This window comes from Burkholderia sp. Bp9143 (assembly GCF_003853645.1).
Lineage (GTDB): Bacteria > Pseudomonadota > Gammaproteobacteria > Burkholderiales > Burkholderiaceae > Burkholderia.
This window is the reverse complement of sequence record NZ_QTPO01000011.1, coordinates 145,508-164,818: the sequence shown is the minus strand read 5'-3', so window position 1 is coordinate 164,818 and position 19,311 is coordinate 145,508. Positions and strand designations below refer to the sequence as shown.

General features: G+C 69.0%; 16 protein-coding genes. 12 read left to right on the top strand and 4 right to left on the bottom strand.

The window, feature by feature from the left end; all coding sequences use genetic code 11:
• Positions 1-88 precede the first annotated feature (88 nt).
• On the top strand, positions 89-1,885 hold the full coding sequence (locus DIE23_RS11135) for an adenosylcobalamin-dependent ribonucleoside-diphosphate reductase (protein WP_124612169.1): 1,797 nt from the start codon (positions 89-91) through the stop codon (positions 1,883-1,885).
• Between the two features lie 63 nt (positions 1,886-1,948).
• Here the strand turns inward: DIE23_RS11135 and ftsH are convergent, their stop codons facing one another.
• From ftsH to DIE23_RS11120, 3 genes are read right to left on the bottom strand one after another with little or no spacing between them, the layout of a single operon-like run.
• Entirely contained in the window at positions 1,949-3,856 is a 1,908-nt protein-coding gene (ftsH, locus tag DIE23_RS11130) for an ATP-dependent zinc metalloprotease FtsH (protein ID WP_124612168.1), read from the bottom strand.
• A gap of 33 nt (positions 3,857-3,889) precedes the next feature.
• Positions 3,890-4,399 (bottom strand): BCAM0308 family protein, encoded by a 510-nt coding sequence (locus tag DIE23_RS11125; RefSeq protein WP_124612167.1) that lies wholly within the window; start codon positions 4,397-4,399, stop codon positions 3,890-3,892.
• A gap of 39 nt (positions 4,400-4,438) precedes the next feature.
• On the bottom strand, positions 4,439-5,086 hold the full coding sequence (locus tag DIE23_RS11120) for a BON domain-containing protein (RefSeq protein WP_124612166.1): 648 nt from the start codon (positions 5,084-5,086) through the stop codon (positions 4,439-4,441).
• A gap of 291 nt (positions 5,087-5,377) precedes the next feature.
• Between DIE23_RS11120 and DIE23_RS11115 the strand changes: the two genes are divergently transcribed.
• The 10 genes from DIE23_RS11115 (at position 5,378) to DIE23_RS11070 (ending at position 17,060) form a co-directional block, all read left to right on the top strand.
• The gene (locus DIE23_RS11115; RefSeq protein WP_124612165.1) at positions 5,378-5,566 is read left to right on the top strand and encodes a DUF2964 family protein; all 189 of its coding nucleotides are present in this window, start codon (positions 5,378-5,380) and stop codon (positions 5,564-5,566) included.
• 219 nt (positions 5,567-5,785) lie between these two features.
• A complete protein-coding gene (locus DIE23_RS11110; protein WP_124612164.1) occupies positions 5,786-7,282 on the top strand; it encodes an efflux transporter outer membrane subunit in 1,497 nt (498 codons plus the stop codon).
• Complete coding sequence (locus DIE23_RS11105) at positions 7,279-8,352, top strand: HlyD family secretion protein (RefSeq protein WP_124612163.1); 1,074 nt, start codon at positions 7,279-7,281, stop codon at positions 8,350-8,352. The genes DIE23_RS11110 and DIE23_RS11105 overlap by 4 nt, the downstream gene beginning before the upstream one ends.
• Positions 8,349-11,171, top strand: a complete 2,823-nt coding sequence (rbbA, locus tag DIE23_RS11100; RefSeq protein WP_124612162.1) for a ribosome-associated ATPase/putative transporter RbbA — start codon at positions 8,349-8,351, stop codon at positions 11,169-11,171. The genes DIE23_RS11105 and rbbA overlap by 4 nt, the downstream gene beginning before the upstream one ends.
• Before the next feature lie 2 nt (positions 11,172-11,173).
• Entirely contained in the window at positions 11,174-12,298 is a 1,125-nt protein-coding gene (locus DIE23_RS11095) for an ABC transporter permease (RefSeq protein WP_124612161.1), read from the top strand.
• 157 nt (positions 12,299-12,455) lie between these two features.
• Complete coding sequence (locus DIE23_RS11090) at positions 12,456-12,641, top strand: DUF2964 family protein (protein WP_124612160.1); 186 nt, start codon at positions 12,456-12,458, stop codon at positions 12,639-12,641.
• 31 nt (positions 12,642-12,672) lie between these two features.
• Positions 12,673-13,809, top strand: coding sequence for an FtsX-like permease family protein (locus DIE23_RS11085; RefSeq protein WP_124612159.1), 1,137 nt, complete (start codon positions 12,673-12,675; stop codon positions 13,807-13,809).
• A complete protein-coding gene (locus DIE23_RS11080) occupies positions 13,806-14,510 on the top strand; it encodes an ABC transporter ATP-binding protein (RefSeq protein WP_185646427.1) in 705 nt (234 codons plus the stop codon). Before DIE23_RS11085 ends, DIE23_RS11080 begins: the two co-directional genes overlap by 4 nt.
• The gene (locus DIE23_RS11075) at positions 14,507-15,592 is read left to right on the top strand and encodes an HlyD family secretion protein (RefSeq protein ID WP_124612157.1); all 1,086 of its coding nucleotides are present in this window, start codon (positions 14,507-14,509) and stop codon (positions 15,590-15,592) included. Before DIE23_RS11080 ends, DIE23_RS11075 begins: the two co-directional genes overlap by 4 nt.
• Positions 15,570-17,060: an efflux transporter outer membrane subunit gene (locus tag DIE23_RS11070; RefSeq protein WP_124612156.1), complete on the top strand. Its 1,491-nt coding sequence runs from the start codon at positions 15,570-15,572 to the stop codon at positions 17,058-17,060. Before DIE23_RS11075 ends, DIE23_RS11070 begins: the two co-directional genes overlap by 23 nt.
• Before the next feature lie 100 nt (positions 17,061-17,160).
• Here DIE23_RS11070 and DIE23_RS11065 read toward each other — a convergent pair whose 3' ends face one another.
• Complete coding sequence (locus DIE23_RS11065; protein WP_124612155.1) at positions 17,161-17,610, bottom strand: hypothetical protein; 450 nt, start codon at positions 17,608-17,610, stop codon at positions 17,161-17,163.
• 280 nt (positions 17,611-17,890) lie between these two features.
• Here DIE23_RS11065 and DIE23_RS11060 point away from each other — a divergent pair, with 280 nt between their 5' ends.
• A complete protein-coding gene (locus tag DIE23_RS11060; protein ID WP_124612154.1) occupies positions 17,891-19,294 on the top strand; it encodes an MBL fold metallo-hydrolase RNA specificity domain-containing protein in 1,404 nt (467 codons plus the stop codon).
• Positions 19,295-19,311: the final 17 nt, after the last annotated feature.

Genomic DNA, 19,311 nt, shown 5'->3' with positions numbered 1-19,311 from the left:
ATGCCGCGAAGGCACCCGATTGCGCTCGATCAACGACACGTTCGGGCGGGCTCTTACAGTGAGTCATTGACCGTTGCCGAGCCCCGCCATGGACGAGCAGCCGCTTTGCACCACCGTCTTCGCCGAGCGCTACGCGCAGCCCGGCGAAACGTCTCGCGCAGCCGTATTCCATCGCGTCGCCCATGCGCTGTCGCTCGCCGAGCCGCCGGAGCTGCGCGCGCAGTGCGAGCGTGCGTTCTTCCGGAACCTGCAGCGCGGCGCGATCGGCGCGGGCCGCATCCTCGCGAACGCCGGTGCGGATACCGGCGGGACGATGGTCAACTGCTTCGTCCATCCGCTCGCGATTCCGGCCGACACACCCGTGGCGGCCGTCGACGCGGCGCTCGCGCAGGCGCTCGACGAGGCACGGCTCACGCTGTCGATGGGCGGCGGCATCGGCTATGACTTCTCGCCGGTGCCGCCTGCCGATGCATACGAACGACGCCTGGCATCCGGACGCGGCGTATGCGCGGCGATCGACCGCTTCGATGAAATGTGCCGCGCGCTGGCGTTCACCGGCCCGCGCCGGGGCGCGCAGATGGGCGTGCTGCGCTGCGATCATCCGGACCTCGTCGCATTCGTCGCGGCCAAGCGCGGACGCGCGCGCTGGCCGACGTTCAACCTGTCGGTCAGCGTCACGGACGCGTTCATGGAGGCGGTCCGGTACGACCTGCCGTGGTCGCTCGTCCACCACGCGCCGCCCGGCTGCGCATCCGGCGCACCGCCCCGGCTGCCCGACGGACGCTACCTTTACGCGACGGTTCCGGCCCGCACGCTCTGGCACGCGATCGTCAACGCGGCGCGCGACAGCGCCGAACCCGGGGTGCTGTTCCTCGACACGATCCGCGACGCGAATCCGCTGCGCGAGCACGAACGGATCGACGCGACGAACCCGTGCGGCGAGCAGCCGTTGCCGCCCTACGGCAGCTGCGTGCTCGGTCCGATCGACCTGTCGCGGCTCGTTCTCCACCCGTTCGGTGTCGACGGCAAGCCGCGCTTCGACTTCGCGTCGCTAGCGGACGCGGTGCACATCCAGGTCCGCATGCTCGACAACGTGCTCGACCTGACCGCGTGGCCGCTCGCCGCGCACGAGCACGAGGCGCGGCGCACGCGGCGCATCGGGGTCGGCGTGACCGGGCTGGGCGACGCGCTGACGATGCTGCGGCTGCGCTACGACAGCGAGGAAGCACGCGCGTTGGCACGCGGGATCGTGCTGACGATGCGCGAGCATGCATTTGCCGCGTCGGCCGCGCTTGCCGCCGAGCGCGGCGTGTTTCCGGCCTACGACCCGGCCGCCTATCTGGCCGGCCCCGCGCACCGCATGCGCCTGCCGCTGAAGGTGCATCACGCGATCGCGCGGCACGGACTGCGCAACAGCCATCTGCTGTCGTTCGCGCCAGCCGGCAGCGTGAGCCTCGCGTTCTGCGACAACTGTTCGAACGGGATCGAGCCGGCCGTCGGCTGGACGCAACGTCGCCTGGTCCGCACCGCGGACGGGCGGGTCCGGCCGTTTCGTGCGGAGAATCACGCTTACCGGCTGTTTCGCGAACTGCATGGCGATAGCGTCAAGCTGCCGGGCTATTTCGTCATGGCGGCCGATATCGCGCCGGCCGATCATGTCGCGATGCTCGCGGCACTGCAGCCGTACGTCGACGCCGGCATCTCGAAGACCGTGACGATGCCTGGCCAGTGTTCGCTCGCCGAGGTCGACGCGCTGTTCTTCCAGGCGTGGCGCGACGGGCTCAAGGGCATCACGGTCTTCCGGCCCGATCCGCGGCTCGCGTCGGTCGTGACCGATGACGCGGCGCAAGCGCGGCGCGACGGCCCGGTCTGCATCGGCTGTTGAACGACACGATGGCCGGCCGCAAGCGTCCGGCGCGATCGTGGCGATCGTTGCTTCAGACGGACTTCAGGCGGCCTCGCCCGTGGTCGTTTCCGCGTCGGCTTCCACCGGCCGGGGCGTCTCGCCGGCCGCGTCCGGCGGCGCGATGAGCGCCACCAGCATGTCGTGATCGATCGATTCGTGCTGCAGCAGGCTGCGCGCGATTCGTTCGAGCGCATCGCGGTGTTCGCCGAGGGTCGCCGTGACCCGCGCATGCGCATCCTCGAGCAGCGCGCGCACCTCTTCGTCGATCAGTTGCGCCGTGTGCTCGCTGCAGTGGCCGTCGCCCGGGGTCCAGACGCCCGGCGCCCCGATATGCGGCGCGGCGTCGTCGAAGGTCGCCAGCCCGATCTTGTCGCTCATCCCGTACTGCATGACCATGTGGCGCGCCAGCGCGGTCGCGCGCTCGAGATCGTTCTGCGCGCCGGTCGATACGTCGCCGAACACGAGCTCTTCCGCGACGCGCCCGCCGAGCAGCACGTCGAGCCGGTCGAGCAATTCGCTGCGGCGCAGCACGTAGCGATCCTCGGTCGGCACCTGCTGCGTGTAACCGAGCGCCGCGATCCCGCGCGGGATGATCGACACCTTCTTCACCGGGTCGCAGTGCGCACGGCTTTGCGCGACGAGCGCATGCCCCGATTCGTGGTACGCGATGGTCCGCTTCTCCTGCTCGTTCATTACGCGGCTCTTGCGCTCCATGCCGGTCATCGCGCGATCGATCGCTTCGTCGAAATCGGCCATCCCGATCGCGGGCTTGCCGAGTTCGGCCGCATGCAGCGCGGCTTCGTTGACGACGTTCGCGAGATCGGCGCCGACGAAGCCCGGCGTGCGCTGCGCCAGCTCGGCCAGGTCGACTTCCGGCGCGAGCTTCACGTGCTTCGTATGCACGGCCAGGATCTGCTTGCGGCCGGTCAGGTCCGGCCGGTCGATCGCGATGTGCCGGTCGAAACGCCCCGGGCGCAGCAGCGCGGGATCCAGGATCTCCGGCCGGTTGGTCGCGGCCATGATGATGACGCCCGAATTGGCCTGGAAGCCGTCCATCTCGACGAGCAGCTGGTTGAGCGTCTGCTCGCGCTCGTCGTTGCCCGACATCAGGCCGACACCGCGCGCCTTGCCGAGCGCATCGAGCTCGTCGATGAACACGATGCACGGCGCGCTCTGCTGGGCCTGCTCGAAAAGATCGCGCACGCGCGCCGCGCCGACGCCGACGAACATCTCGACGAACGCCGAGCCGCTGATCGTGAAGAACGGCACCGCCGCCTCGCCGGCGACCGCGCGCGCGAGCAGCGTCTTGCCGGTACCGGGCGCGCCGACGATCAGCACGCCCTTCGGGATCTTGCCGCCGAGCCGCTGATAGCGTTCGGGATTGCGCAGGAATGCGACGATCTGCTGCAACTCGGCCTTCGCCTCGTCGATGCCCGCGATGTCGTCGAACGTGATGCCGGTTTCCTTCTGCATGTACACGCGGGCCCGGCTTTTTCCCATGCCGCTCATATCCCGCATCCCGCCTGGCCTGCGCAGCATGAAACTCCAGATCACGACGAAGCCGATCAACGGGAAGATCCATGACGCGAGCGTCCCGATCCAGCCCGTATCCGTCGCGCCACGGTAGCGAATCCCGGCAGTCGTCAACGTGGCGACCAGGCCTTCGTCGCTCACCCGGTTCGTCGTGAAGCGCCACGGCGGTCCGGCCGTCTTCACCTCGGCCGCGTCGGACGCGGGCAGCGCCGCGCCGGCTTCCGGCATGCGCAGCGTGCCCGAGATCGACGACGGGCCGATCTCGAGATCGTCGACGAGCCGTGCGTCCACCAGATGATGAAAATCGCTGTAGGAAATCGACGTCGACGCCGGCTGACGCGCCAGCAGTTGAACCGCGACCAGCACGGCGAACGCGATCGGAATCAGCAATCCGGAGTAGTCGAATGATTTTTTCATGGGTTCGAACCTGCGCGGCATACAACCGCCCGCTCATGCATCGTCGCGCTTCCATTGCGCGCGCAGCACGTCCTCGCTGTCGCGATAGTTGAGCGCGAGATCGCCGTGATGCGCATGCAGCAACGCATCCGCCAGACGCCGGACCATGTGCACGCCCGTCGTCCTGACGATGAGCGCATCGGCGGATTGCTCGATGTCCATGATGCGTTCGAGCGCGTGCTCGCTCGTCTCCCTCTCGGCCTGGCGCTGGAGCAGCTCGAGAATCGTGGACCGGTGCGCGCGCAGGTACGCGCCGTGCAACGTCAGTTCGCCCGCCGGCACGTTTTCGCGCATGCGCTTGCAGGCCGGGCATTCGAGCTGGCGCCGGTCGAGCGAGGTCGCGTACCAGGTCCAGCGGCCTGCGTCGCAGACGGCGCCGCAGCCTTCGCAGATCCGGTCGCCTTTGGGCCGCTTGGGATCACGGTAACTGTCTTTCGTATGGGGCTGCATGCGCTTGTCGCGGCGCAGGGTGTGTCGGCCGAGGCCGGTATGCGAACGGTTCATCGCTGCTTCTCCTGGTAGTGGACGGAGCGGGCAAGCCGGTCAGGCGACGGTCAGCCGGTCGACGACTTCCCGGACACCTCTCACCGATCCGGCCGCACCGCACGCGGCACGCCGTTCGGCGAGCGAGGCGACCGTGCCCGTCAACGTGACGATGCCGTCGGCCGCTTCGATCGAAATTCCCGCGGATTCACGCTGTGCGCGACGCGCAAGCGCTTCGGCGATCCGGGCGCCGACGTCCGGCACCGTATGGTCGGCGCGCACCCGGATGCGGTTCGCCACGCCGATGACGCCGATCATCCGGCTCACCATGGCTTCCGCCGCTCGGCTCTGGAACGCATGATCGACCTCGCCGTCGAGCGTCACGCAGCCGTGATCGACCTCGACGCCGATCTTGTGATTGCGCAACGCCTCCTGCCAGCCGAGCGCGAACGTGATCGCGATCGCCAGCTCCTGGTCCGCGCAGGCGTTCTCCGGCGGGTTGACGTTCAGTTCGAGCACCAGCGCGCGCGCGTCGGCGACATGCAGCGCCGTTTTCTGCGCCTCGAGCTTCTGCGCCCAGCTGTCGACCGTGCCGCGCAACGTCACGACGCGATCGCGGACGTCGACGTCGATCCGGCGCGCTTCGATCGCCGGGTTCCAGAACAGCGCCTGCTCGACATCCTGCTTGAGTGCTGCATCGGACTTCATGTCGGTCTCCCGTCGGCCGGCGCCGATCGCGAAGCCTGCGATCGGATGCGCACCGCACTGCAGCCAGCATCGCGCACGGCGGCGCCGGCGGCTTGACGAGGATCAATCAACGGCCGGCTTGCGGCGGAGGCTGTCGGGCATGCGGCGTCCGACTTTTTTCCGTTGACGCAGATCAACCGTGCGACGCGGCGCGACGCGATCATGAGTACGCGGGACGTCGCGGAAGCCGCGACAACCGGCCGTTTCGCATTCGTACGACCGTCGACGCCCGCCGCTTCCCGGGAGACCGTCATGATCCGCAAGCAGTTCCGCATCGTGCTCGCGACGCTCAGCGTGTTGATCGCGATTGCGTCGCTGGTCGGCATCGTGCACGGGATGCTGTTCGACGAGCAGGTTTTCCGGTACTCGATCGCCACGCTGATCTCGAGCATCATCGCGTTCGTCGTGCTGCTGAACCCCGGGCCGGGCGACCGCCCGTGACATGCGCCGCGCGGTTCGGCACGCCTTCACGGCACCTCACGAACGCGCCCGGCGCACGCTCCGGCACGCGCGTCAAGCGAGGGGCCGCTCGAAACGCATTCCCGCCCGAGTGACGCAGATCAAGGGGAAACCCGGTAATCGTCGGATATAAGTGAATCCGAAGCGGCGACGCCTTGTGGGCGGCGCCATCCCGTGTTCCCGTATTCGACGAGGCACCTCATGCGCGCTGCCGCGCCTCCCGTCCGCTTTCACCCTGCCGTCGCGCGGCGCATGCGTGCCATCGCGCTGGCCGCGGGCATGGGGATGTTGTCGGGATGCCTGTCGCTTGCGCCGCCGGACGAACGTCCCGCCGCGCCGATTCCCGCCTCCTTTCCGGATCCGTCCGCCGACGCGACACCCGCGGCGCCCGTGCTGCCCGAGTGGCAGGCTTACTTCGTCGACGCGCGCCTTCGCGCATTGATCGGGCAGGCGCTCGCCAACAACCGGGATCTGCGCGCGGCCGTTGCACGCGTCGAGCAGGCGCGCGCGCTCTACGGCATCCGCGGCGCGGATCAGTGGCCGACGATCGGCGCGGGCGCGGCCTATGCGCGGTTTCGCACACCGGGCGGTTTTCTCACGCCGACGCCCGTGATTGGCCAGATCTACGAAGTCCAGCTGGCCGAAACGCAATGGGAGATCGATTTCTGGGGCCGCGTACGCAACCTGAAAGAAGCGGCGCTCCAGCGCTACCTCGCGAGCGACGCGGCCCGGCAGGCGGTGACGCTGAGCGTCGTCACCGGCGTAGCGGATGCGTATCTGACCCTGTGCGAGATTGACGAGCGCATCGCGCTGACCCGCGCGACGATCGACACGCGGCGCGAGTCGCTGCGGATTTTCCGGCTGCGTCACGCGGCTGGCGCGATCTCGCGCCTCGATCTGACGCAGTCGGAAATTCTGCTGCAGCAGGCGGAATCGCTCGGCGTCCAGTTGCAGCAGGCCCGCGCGGCGGCGGCCGATGCCCTGGCGCTGCTCGTCGGTGCGCCGCCGGATGCGGCCGACGTGCCGCTCGCGCTCGACGACGACGCGGTGATGCCGTCGCTCGCCCCCGGCCTGCCCTCGACGCTGTTGACCCGGCGTCCGGACGTGATTGCGGCCGAGCACGAACTGCAGGCGACCCGCGCGAACATCGGCGCGGCGCGTGCGGCGTTCTTCCCGCGCATCGCGTTGACGAGTGCGATCGGTTCGGGAAGCACCGCGCTGCATGAACTGCTGTCGTCCGGATCGGGCGTGTGGTCGGTGATACCGAACGTCACGCTGCCGCTCGTCGACGGCGGCCGCAACCGGTCGAATCTCGCGCTCGCGCGTGCGCAACGCGACGAGGCGCTCGCCCAGTACGAGAAGACGCTGCAGCGTGCGTTCCGCGACGTGTCCGATGCGCTCGCGGCGCGCTACTGGCTCGCCGACCAGGTCGCCATCGAGCGTGCCACGCTGGCCTCGCAGGCCGAGCGGGCGCGCCTCGCGAAGCTGCGCTACGACAGCGGCGCAACCCGCTTCCTCGAAGTGCTCGATGCGCAACGTGACCTGATGAACGCCGAGCAGCAACTGGTCATGACCCGCCGCGCGCTGCTGTCGAGCCGCGTCGCGCTGTACGGCGCGCTCGGGGGCGGAACGGCGGACACCGGCGAGACCGCCGCGGCAACGGACCACCTTTCGACAGACTCGGAACACCACCAATGAAAACCATCCAGCGCCCTCTTTTGATCGGTGCCGGTGCGGCCGTGCTCGCGATCGGCCTCGCGTACTACGGCTGGACACGCTGGCACGACGGGCAGGCGGATGCGGGGCTCGTCAGCGGCAACGGCCGCATCGAGGCGACCGAAATCGACGTCGCGACCAAGCTGCCGGGGCGCGTGACCGCCATGCTGGTCGACGAAGGCGACTTCGTGACGGCCGGCCAGCCGCTCGCACGCATGGACGTCGTCGTCCTGCAGGCACAGCTCGACGAAGCGCAAGCCCGGGCACAACAGGCGGTCAACACCGCGGCGAGCATCGACGCGCAGGTGGCGCAGCGCCGCAGCGACAAGGCCGCGGCCGCGGCCGTCGTGGTGCAGCGGGAAAGCGAGCTGGATGCGGCCACGCGGCGGCTCGCGCGGTCCGAAACGCTGTCGCGTGACGGCGCATCGTCGATGCAGGAACTGGACGACGATCGCGCGCGTGCCGGCAGCCTGCGGGCGACCGTGAATGCCGCGCGAGCCCAGGTGGAAGCCGCGCAGGCCGCCATCGACGCCACGCGGGCCCAGCTCGTCGCGGCGCGCTCGGCCGTGACTGCCGCGCAGGCGACCGTTGCGCGCGTGCGGGCCGACATCGCGGACAGCGAACTGACGTCGCCGCGCGACGGGCGCGTCCAGTACCGGATCGCCGAATCGGGCGAGGTGCTGCCGGCAGGCGGCAAGGTGCTCAACGTCGTCGACCTGTCCGACGTCTACATGACGTTCTTCCTGCCCGAAGCGGTCGTCGGCCGGGTGCCGCTCGGCGCCGACGTGCGGATCGTGCTCGATGCGGCGCCGGAATACGTGATTCCGGCGCGCGTGTCCTACGTGTCGAGCACCGCGCAGTTCACGCCGAAGACGGTCGAGACGGCCACCGAGCGGCAGAAGCTGATGTTTCGCGTCAAGGCGCGCATCGACCGCGACCTGTTGCGGCGCCACCTGAAACTCGTCAAGACCGGGTTGCCGGGCGTCGCGTGGCTGAAGGCCGACCCGCACGCGGGCTGGCCGGATCGCCTCGCGGTCAAGGTGCCGCAATGAAATCAACGACGCCTGCCGATACGGATGCCGGCTCGACGGACGGTCAGCCGGTGCCGGCCGGTCCGGGCGTGGTCGCGCGGCTGTCCGGCGTCTCGCTGCGCTATGGCGACAAGTACGCACTCGCCGACGTGACGCTCGAGATCCCGGCCGGCCGCATGATCGGGCTGATCGGGCCGGACGGCGTCGGCAAGTCGAGCCTGCTCGCGCTGGTGGCCGGCGCGCGTGCGATCCAGCAGGGGCGCGTATGGACGCTCGACGGGGATCTTGCGTCGCACCGCCATCGCGCGCGCGTATGCCGGCGCATCGCCTACATGCCGCAAGGCCTGGGCCGCAACCTGTACGCGACGCTGTCGGTCGAGGAAAACCTGCAGTTCTTCGCGAGACTGTTCGGCCACGATGCGGCGGAACGCCGCCGCCGGATCGACGCGCTGACGCACAGCACCGGCCTGCATCCGTTCCTCGATCGCCCCGCCGGCAAGCTGTCCGGCGGCATGAAGCAGAAGCTCGGCCTGTGCTGCGCGCTGATCCACGATCCCGACCTGCTGATCCTGGACGAACCGACGACCGGCGTCGACCCGCTGTCGCGCGCGCAGTTCTGGGAGCTGATCGGACGCATTCGCGCCGCGCGCCCGACGATGAGCGTGCTGGTCGCCACCGCATACATGGACGAGGCCCGGCGTTTCGACCGGCTGATCGCGATGGACGCCGGCCGCGTGCTGGCGACGGGCAGTCCGGGCGAACTGCTCGAGCGCACCGGTTGCGACACGCTGGAGGACGCGTTCATCGCGTTGCTCCCGGACGCGCGCCGGCACGGCTATCAGCCGGTCCGCATCGCGCCGTTCCAGCCCGACCCGGCCGCCGGCTACGCGATCGAGGCCGATGCGCTGACGATGCGGTTCGGCGATTTCGTCGCGGTCGACCACGTGAGCCTGCAGATCCGCCGCGGCGAAATCTTCGGCTTTCTCGGCTCCAATGGCTGCGGCAAGTCGACGACCATGAAGATGCTCACGGGGCTGCTCCCCGCCTCCGAAGGCACCGCGACGCTGTTCGGCCGGCCGGTCGCCGCGAACGACCTCGACACGCGCCGGCGCGTCGGCTACATGTCGCAAGGGTTTTCGCTCTACGGCGAACTGACCGTCCGGCAGAACCTCGTGCTGCACGCGCGCCTGTTCGGCGTCCCGGAACCGGACGTCCCCGCGCGGGTGACCGAAATGGTCGCGCGCTTCGGGCTTGCCGACGCGCTCGACGCGCTGCCCGAGCGCCTGCCGCTCGGCATGCGACAGCGGCTGTCCCTCGCGGTGGCGATGGTGCACAAGCCCGAGCTGCTGATCCTGGACGAGCCGACGTCGGGCGTGGACCCGGTCGCGCGGGACGACTTCTGGCGGCTGATGATCGAGCTCGCGCGCCACGATCGCGTGACCATCTTCATTTCGACGCACTTCATGAACGAGGCCGCGCGGTGCGACCGCATCTCGCTGATGCATGCGGGCCGCGTGCTCGCGAGCGCCGCGCCCGCGGAACTGGTGCGCCTGCGCGGCGCCGCCACGCTCGAGGACGCGTTCATCGGCTACCTGGGCGACGCACAGCGTGCGGATGGCGCGAATGGTGCCGACGGCGCGACGGCCGACGCGACGTCCGACGCCGGCTGGCTCGCCGCGCCGCCCGCGGCGACCGGCGCCGGCCATCCGGCCGCATGGTTCAGCCCGGCGCGTGCCGGCAGTTATCTGTGGCGCGAGGTGCTGGAACTGCGACGCGACCCGCTGCGCGCGACGCTGGCGCTGTTCGGCTCGCTCGTGCTGATGTGCGTGATCAGCATCGGGATCAGTCTCGACGTCGACCACCTGACGTTCGCGGTACTGGACCGCGATCAGTCGATCCTGAGCCAGGACTATGCACAGAACCTCGCCGGTTCCCGCTACTTCGTGCCGCGCGCGCCGCTCGCGGACGATCGCGACATCGAGCGCCGCATGCGCAACGGCCGGCTGTCGCTCGCGATCGAGATCCCGCCCGGTTTCGCGCGCGACGTCGCGCGCGGCCGACGCGTGGAGATCGGCGCATGGGTCGACGGCGCGATGCCGATGCGTGCGGAGACGATCCGCGGCTACGTCGCCGGCATGCATGAAAACTGGCTGCGCGACCAGGCGAAGCGCCGTCTCGGCGTGTCGCTCGTCCCGGCCGTCGACATCGCGATCCGCTATCGCTACAACCCCGACGTCAAGAGCCTGCCGGCGATGATTCCGGCGATCATGCCGATGCTGCTGCTGATGCTGCCCGCGATGCTGACGGCGCTTGCAGTCGTGCGGGAACGGGAGCTCGGGTCGATCGTCAACCTGTACGTGACGCCCGTCACGCGGGCCGAATTCCTGCTCGGCAAGCAGGCGCCGTACGTGATGCTGGCGATGCTGAATTTCCTGCTGATGGTCGTGCTGGCCGACGTCGTGTTCGGCGTGCGGATCAAGGGCAGTTTCGCGACGCTGGCGGCCGCGGTGCTGATCTTCAATGTCGCGGCCACCGCCATCGGGCTGTTCGCGTCGACGTTTACCCGCAGCCAGATCGCCGCGATCTTCATGACGATCGTCGGCACGCTGATCCCCGTCGTGCAGTTCTCGGGGCTGCTCACGCCGCTGTCGTCGCTCGAGGGCAGCGGCAAGTGGATCGGCACGGTCTATCCGGCCACCTACATGCTCGCGATCAGCCGTGGCGTATACAACAAGGCGCTCGGCCTGGCCGACCTGTCGTCCCAGTTCTGGCCGATGCTCGCGGCCGTGCCGGTCATCCTGGTCATGACCGGCGTCCTGCTCCGCAAGCAGGAGCGCTGACCATGGCGCGCCTGCTCGCCATTTTCAGGCTGGGGGTCAAGGAGCTCTGGAGCCTCGCTCGCGACCCGATCCTGCTCGCGCTGATCGTCTACACGTTCAGCGCGTCGATCTACGTCGCCGCCACCGCGCGTCCGGAAACGCTGCACAAGGTGCCGATCGCGATCGTCGACGAGGATGCGTCGCCGCTGTCGGCGCGCATCGCGGCGGCGTTCTTTCCGCCGCAGTTCGCACCGCCCCCGATCGTCGACGCCGGCGCGGCCGATCGCGGCCTGGACAACGGCGACTACACGTTCTCGCTCGACATTCCGCCGGATTTCCAGCGCGACGTGCTCGCCGGCCGCCATGCGACGGTCCAGCTCAACGTCGATGCGACGCGCATGACGCAGGCATTCACCGGCGGCGGCTACGTCCAGCAGATCGTGGCGGGCGAGATCGACGCATTCGTGCGGCGCCAGCGCGGCACGACCTTGCCGAGCGTCGATCTCGCGATGCGGATGCGCTTCAACCCGAATCTCGACGAAGTCTGGTTCGGCGCGCTGATGGAGCTGATCAACAACGTGACGATGCTGTCGATGATCCTGACCGGGGCCGCGCTGATTCGCGAGCGCGAGCACGGCACGATCGAGCATCTGCTCGTCATGCCGGTGACCGCGGCGGACATCATGCTCGCGAAGGTCTGGTCGATGGGGCTCGTCGTCGCGGCGGCGGCCGTCGCGTCGCTGACGTTCGTCGTGGGCGGCGCGCTGCACGTGCCGATTCCCGGGTCGGTGCCGCTGTTCGTGGCCGGCATGGCGTTGCACCTGTTCGCGACGACGTCGATGGGGATCTTTCTCGCGACGCTCGTGCGCAGCATGCCGCAGTTCGGCATGCTGCTCGTGCTCGTGCTGCTGCCGCTGCAACTGCTGTCGGGCGGACTGACGCCGCGCGAGAGCATGCCGCTCGCCGTGCAGGACATCATGCTGGCCGCGCCGACCACCCATTTCGTCGAACTCGCGCAACGCATCCTGTACCGCGGCGCCGGGCTCGACGCGGTCTGGACGCAGTTCGCGGCGCTGTTCGCGATCGGCTGCGTGCTGTTCCTGCTGTCGCTGAAGCGATTCCGCAAGACGATTGGTCAGATGACTTGATCGCCCCTCGCTCGCGCGAGGCCGGGATTCGTCCGTTGATACAGATCAACCGGGACGTGGCCCGGCACGCGATCATGACGCCATGTGTCGCGCAAGCCGTGGCAGCCGCGGTCGCGGCGCAACCGTGCCACCGGCGGCCGCTTTCCGGGAGAACGTCATGACTCGACAGCATTTCCGAAGCGTTCTTGCGACGCTCTGCGTGTTCATCGCGCTCGCGTCGCTGCTCGGCGTCGTGCATGCGATGCTGATCGACGGGCGTGTCCTCGCGTACGCGATCGTCACGCTGGTGTCGGGCATCGTCGCATTCGTCGCGCAGCTCGATCCGGCGCCGGCCGGACGTTAGCGACGCGGCCGGACGCGTCGCATTCGACATCATGAACGGCATCCTCCGTCTCGCGTTCAAGCTGCTCGTCAACGACAGCGCGAAATTCACCGCGCTGACCGTCGGCATCACGTTCTCGGTGCTGCTGATGATCGAGATGACCTCGCTGTTCGCCGGCATCCTGAACAAATCGTCGGCGTCGGTCATCAATATCGGCGCGAAGGTCTGGGTGATGGACCCGGCCGTGAAGACGATCGCGAACAGCATCGGCATGCCCGGCTACGTGCTCGACGCCGTGCGCAGCATCGACGGCGTCAAGTACGCGGTGCCGCTCTATTCCGGCGGCGCGCTCGTCAAGCTGCGCTCGGGTACCTATCAGGCCGTGACGGTCGTCGGCCTCGACGACGCGAGCCTGCTCGGCCGCCCGACGATGCTGCAGGGCCGCATCGAGGACATCTACGCGGAAAACGGCTTCATCGCGATCCAGGATCCCGAGTTTGCCAAGCTCGAGAATCCGTCCGTCGGCACCGATTTCGAACTGAACGATCACCGCGGCGTGATCGTCGGCATCGCGAAGGTCGCCGCGAGCGGCCTGTTCGGCACGCCGACGCTCTACACCACGTACGCGCGCGCGATCCGCTATATTCCGTCGCCGCGCTTCACGACCTCGTACATCCTCGTCGAGCCGAAGTCGGATGCGGACATCGCACACATCAAGGCGGTGGTGACGTCGCTCGGCTATCGCGCGTACACGCGCGACGAATTCATCGCGCAGATCGCGCGCTTCTACAAGTATGAGACCGGGCTCGGCACCAACATCATGCTGATGACGATCATCAGCTTCATCATCGGCCTGTCGATTTCCGGCCAGACGTTCTACGCGTTCATCCTCGAGAACCTCGACAAGTTCGGCGCGCTGAAGGCGATCGGCGCGAAGAGTCGCGAGCTCGTCGCGATGATCCTGTTCCAGGCGACGTTTACCGCGCTGACCGGCTACGGCATCGGCGTCGGGCTGTGCGTGCTGATGATCACGCTCGCGAAACTGCGGATCCCCGACTACGCGGCGCTCATTACATTCGGCAACCTGTCGCTGGCGTTCGGCATGGTGGTCGTGATCGCGACGATCTCGAGCTATCTCGGCGTGCGGCGCGTGCTGCGCATCGAGCCGTTCGACATCTTCCGGGGCTGACGATGGCCGGCATCGCGATCGACGCCCGCGGCGTCAGCAAATGGTTCGGCGAAGGCGACGCGCGCACGCAGGCGTTGCGCGACGTGTCGATCCAGGCGAACTTCGGCGAAATGCTGCTGATCGTCGGGCCGTCCGGCAGCGGCAAGACGACGCTGCTCAGCGTGATCTCCGGCATCCTGCGGCCGGACGACGGCTCGGTATCGATCGACGGCGTCGACCTGTGGGCGCAGCCGAACGACGCGATCGCCGATTTCCGGCTGAACCGGATCGGCTTCGTGTTCCAGGACTATCACCTGTTCCCGCGGCTCACGACCGCGGAGAACGTCGCGATCCCGCTGATCCTGAAGCGCCGGCCGTGGGATGACGCCATCAAGGAAGCGCACACGTATCTGGACGTCGTCGGGCTTGCGAATCGCGCGCAACTGCCGCCCGTCAAGCTGTCCGGCGGCGAACAGCAGCGCGTCGCGATCGCGCGCGCGATCGTCAGCCAGCCCGACCTGCTGATCCTCGACGAGCCGACCGCGTCGCTCGACGGCGACACGGGCCGCATGATCATCGACTTCGTCAAGAACAAGGTGCTCAGCGACACGCGCTGCATCGTGATCGTCACGCACGACGCGCGGATCTTCGAGTACGCGGATCGCGTCCTGCGGATGGAAGACGGCAGGCTGAACGGCATCGAGCGCGGAGGTGCGCGATGAAGCACCGGCTCGTGTTCGTGGCGGCCCTGCTCGGCTTCCTGGCAAGCCTGATTGCCGCGTGGGTTTACAGCCGGCACGAGCCGCCGCAGCCGCCGGTGTTCAAGCCGGCCGCCAATCCGTACGCGCGCGGCGTCTATGCGAACGGCATCGTCGAGAGCGAGCAGCCGGCCGGCGCGAACGTGAACGTCTATCCGGACGTGTCGGGCGCGGTGACACGCATTCTCGTGCGCGACGGCGATCCGGTGAAGGCTGGCGACGCGCTGCTGACGATCGACGATTCGGTGCAGCGCGCGACGGCCGCGCAGCTCGCGGCACAGGCCGACGCGGCGGCCGCGCTGCTCGACGAGCTGAAGGCGCAGCCGCGCCGCGAGGTGCTCGACGTGGCCAGCGCGCAGACGGCGGCCGCGCAGGCGAGCCTGAAGCTCGCGCAGGATCAGTACGACAAGCAGCGGCACGCGTACGACATCGACCCGAAGGCCGTCAGCCGCGATGCGCTCGACACGGCCGCGAACGCGGTGCGCGTCGCGGCGGCCAACCTGGACGTCGTGACGCGGCAGTATCGTCTGACCAAAGCCGGCGCATGGAGCTACGACGTGCGCAACCAGGAGGCGCAGGCCATCGCGCTGCGGCGCGCGGCCGATGCGGCGGCCGCCCTGCTCGCCCGCTACACGCTGCGCGCGCCGGCGGACGGCACCGTGCTGGCGATGAACGCGGCCGTCGGGTCCTACCTGACCTCGCAGGGGCTCTACGACACCTATACGCGCGGCAGCACGCCGGTTGCAGTGCTCGGCACGGCGGTCGACCGGCTGCAGGTGCGCTGCTACATCGACGAAATCCTGATCCACCAGTTGCCCGACCTGCGCGCGTTGAAGGCGCACATGTTCGTGCGCGGCACGTCGGTCGAGGCCGATCTCCAGTTCGTCCGCGTGCAGCCGTACGTGACGCCGAAGATCGAATTGTCCGACCAGCGCACCGAGCGCGTCGACGTGCGCGTGCTGCCGGTCATTTTCCGTATCGTGCCGAACAGGAATGTGCGGCTGTTTCCCGGGCAGATCGTCGATGTCTACGTCGCAGGCAAATAGCGGGGCCCGTCTCGCGCATGCGCCGCGCCGCCGAACCGGTGCACTGATCATCGCCGCGCTGCTCGCGGGCTGCACGGTCGGGCCGAACTTCGTCCCGCCGCCCGCGCCGCGCGTCGCGCGCTTCGTGCCGCGCGACGATCCGGGCACGGCGGCCGGCCCCTGGACCGGCGGCGGCCGCGCGCAGGCCTTGTCGGCAGACACGGCGCTCACGCGCGACTGGTGGACGCGCTTCGGCAGCCGCGCGATCGACTCGACCGTCAACGAAGCCCTGACCGGCAGCCCGACGCTCGATCTCGCCGAAGCGACGCTGCGGCGCAGCGAACACGCGCTGCGGGCCGGCCAGGGCGTCTTCTTCCCGCAGGTCGATGCGCAGGCCGGCGCGTCGCGCGAGCGCGCCGTGCTGCTGCGCACCGGCCAGGCGCTGCCGGCGTCGATATTCAACCTGTTCACGCTGTCGGCGACGGTCAGCTATACGATCGATCTGTGGGGCGGCGAACGGCGCCAGGTCGAGGCGCTCGCGGCCGGCGTCGATGCGCGGCGCCAGGCGCTGGCGGGCGCATACCTGATGCTGACCGCCAACGTCGTCAATACGATGGTCGCGCGCGCCGCCTATCGCGACGAAGCCGCGGCCACGCGCGAAATGATCGGCCTGCTCGACGAGCAGGTTCGCCTGACGCGCGCGCAGGTGACGGCCGGCGCGGCGGCCTACGTCGCGGTGCTGACGCTGGAATCGCAGCGCGCGTCGCTCGAGGCGACGCTGCCCGCGCTCGACCAGAAACGCGCGCAGGCCGACGACCTGCTCGCGCTGCTGGCCGGCCGCTACCCGTCCGACTGGCGGACGCCGGACCTGTCGCTCGACGGGATCGAACTGCCCGCCAGCCTGCCCGATACGGCGCCGTCGTCGCTGGTGCGCCGGCGGCCCGACATCCTGCAGGCGGAAGCCGAGTTGCATGTGGCCAGCGCGCAGGTCGGCGTCGCGACGGCCGCGCTCTACCCAAACCTCACGCTGTCCGCGTCCGGCGGGTTCGACAGCATGGTCGCCGCCAAGCTGTTCTCGCCGGCCGGCCGCGCATGGAGTGTCGGCGCCGGACTCACCGCGCCGCTGTTTCATGGCGGCACGCTGCTGAACCAGCGGCGCGCCGCGCAGGATGCGTACGACGAAGCCGATGCGACCTATCGGCAGGTCGTCCTGTCGGCGTTCTCGCAGGTGGCCGACACGTTGCGCGCGCTCGCGAACGATGCGACGGCGCTCGATGCGCAGGCCCGCGCGATGGCCGCGGCCCGCGATGCGCTGAGGCTCACGCAGGTCGGCTACGACGCCGGGATTGCAGGCTATGTCCAGTTGCTGGTCGCCGACGTGCAATACCATCAGGCGCGGCTTGCGTGGCTGCAGACGGTCGCGCAGCGCCTGCAGGACACGGTCGCGTTCTACGTCGCGCTCGGCGGCGGCTGGGGCGAAGCCGGCTGACGAGTGCGCCGCACGGGCATTCGGCCCGATTCGGCTCGCTTCAACCCGATTCAACCCGATTCAACCCGATTCAACCCGATTCAACCCGATTCAACCCGATTCAGCCCGTTTGCGCCACGACGTCGGGCCGCCGCCAGGGCGGCAATTCCGCCCAGCCGAGCGGGCCGTAGACGGTACCGCCGGCGGCCTCGATCGTTTCGACGAACGCGGCGAGCGTCATCCCGGCCGGAACGGTCAGCGTCATCGCGTCGACGAAATCCTCGCTGCGCAGCCACGGCGCCGCGCCGTGATTGATCTCCTGGACGCTCCATGCGTGGCCGTGCCGCCCGGCCTCGGGCGGCAACAGACGCGGCGCATCGAACGCCACCCGCAGCAATTGCGCGCGCGAATCGCTGTACGGCGGTTTCGCGGCGTTCTGGTAAGGCACGTCCGCCCAGCGCTCGCCGCATTGCTCGTCGAGCGGCAAGCAGGTGAACCACGCCCATGGCGAGCGGACGAAGCACAGCCGGTAGAGGGGCCCGGCGCCGTCCAGATTGGCGATCAGCGTCATGATGGATTCGTCCCGAAAGGCTCGTGATGCCGATGCGCGGCGTGCGAACGGCATGCGCGGACAACGCGGTCATGACATCGCCTGCGCGCACAGGATCACTATCCTGCCGCCGCCGGGGCCGAGGGTTGATCGTTGTCAAACGGCACGAGCGGCGTGCCGCCCCGCCCCGGAACCTCGGCCGGCCACGGAATCCCGCAATTCCTGATTTCGGTCAACCGTCGCGCACGCGTTCGCGCTGTAATCAGCTTACTGTTCCGTCGACTCCCAGCGAGGCGATTCCATGAAACTGACTTTTCTCGGCGCGACCGAAACCGTGACCGGCTCGAAGTATCTGGTCGAGCACGGCGGCCGGCGCATCCTGGTCGATTGCGGCCTGTTCCAGGGCACGAAGAACCTGCGGCTGCGCAACTGGTGCCCGTTGCCGATCGCGCCCGACACGCTGGACGCGGTCGTGCTCACGCACGCGCATATCGATCACACCGGCTATCTTCCGGTGCTGGTGCGCGAAGGCTATCGCGGGCCGGTGTACTGCACGGCGGCCACGGCCGAACTCTGCGACATCATGTTGCGCGACAGCGCGCGGCTGCAGGAGGAGGAAGCCGACTTCGCGAACCGGCACGGTTACTCGAAGCACCATCCGGCGCAACCGCTCTACACGCTGGACGACGCGCAGCGCGCGCTGCACCTGCTGAAGCCCGTCGCCTTCGACGAATGCACCGCGCTGGGCGGCAGCCTGGCGTTCCGCCTGCTGCCGGCCGGACACATCCTCGGCGCGGCGAGCGTCGTGATGCACTGGGATCACAAGGTGCTCGCGTTCTCCGGCGACCTCGGCCGCTATCACGACCCGATCATGCAGCCGCCGCGACCGCCCGGACACGCGGATTACCTGGTGGTCGAATCGACCTACGGCGACCGGCTGCACCCCGAGTCGGATGCCGAGAACGAACTGGCCGCGATGTTCGACAAGACGTTCGCGCGCGGCGGGGTCGTCGTGATGCCCTGCTTCACCGTCGGCCGCGCGCAGGAAATCCTGCACTACATCGCGCGGCTGAAAGCGTCCGGCCGCATGGCGCGCGTCCCGGTGTACCTCGACAGCCCGATGGCGACGGACGTGACGGAGATCTATCGCCACCATATCCTCGAACACCGCCTGACCGTGTCGGACGCGAATGCGCTCGGCCACGCGGCGACGATGACCCGGTCGGTCGACCAGTCGAAGGCGATTGCCGAGCACCATGGCCCGATGGTCATCATCGCCGGCAGCGGGATGGCGACGGGCGGGCGCGTGCTGCATCACCTGAGCCGCTACGCACCCGATGCGCGCAACACGATCGCGCTGGTCGGCTACCAGGCCGTCGGCACGCGTGGCGCGGCGCTCGCCGCGCACGAGCCGACGCTGAAGATTCACGGCGAATATGTTCGCGTGCGTGCGCAGGTCGAGTCGATCACGACGCTGTCGGCCCATGCCGATTACGAAGAGATTCTGAAGTGGCTCGGCACGATGCAGTGCGCGCCCGTGCGGACGTTCATCACGCATGGCGAACCCGCCGCCGCGGATGCGTTGCGCCGGCGCATCTCGGAGAGCCTGCATTGGCCGTGCGAGGTGCCGACTTACGCGCAGTGCGTCGATCTGGACGAGGTCGAATCACGCGACACGCAGGAACCCGCCGCGCTGTCGTCCTGACTGGCGGCGACGCCGCC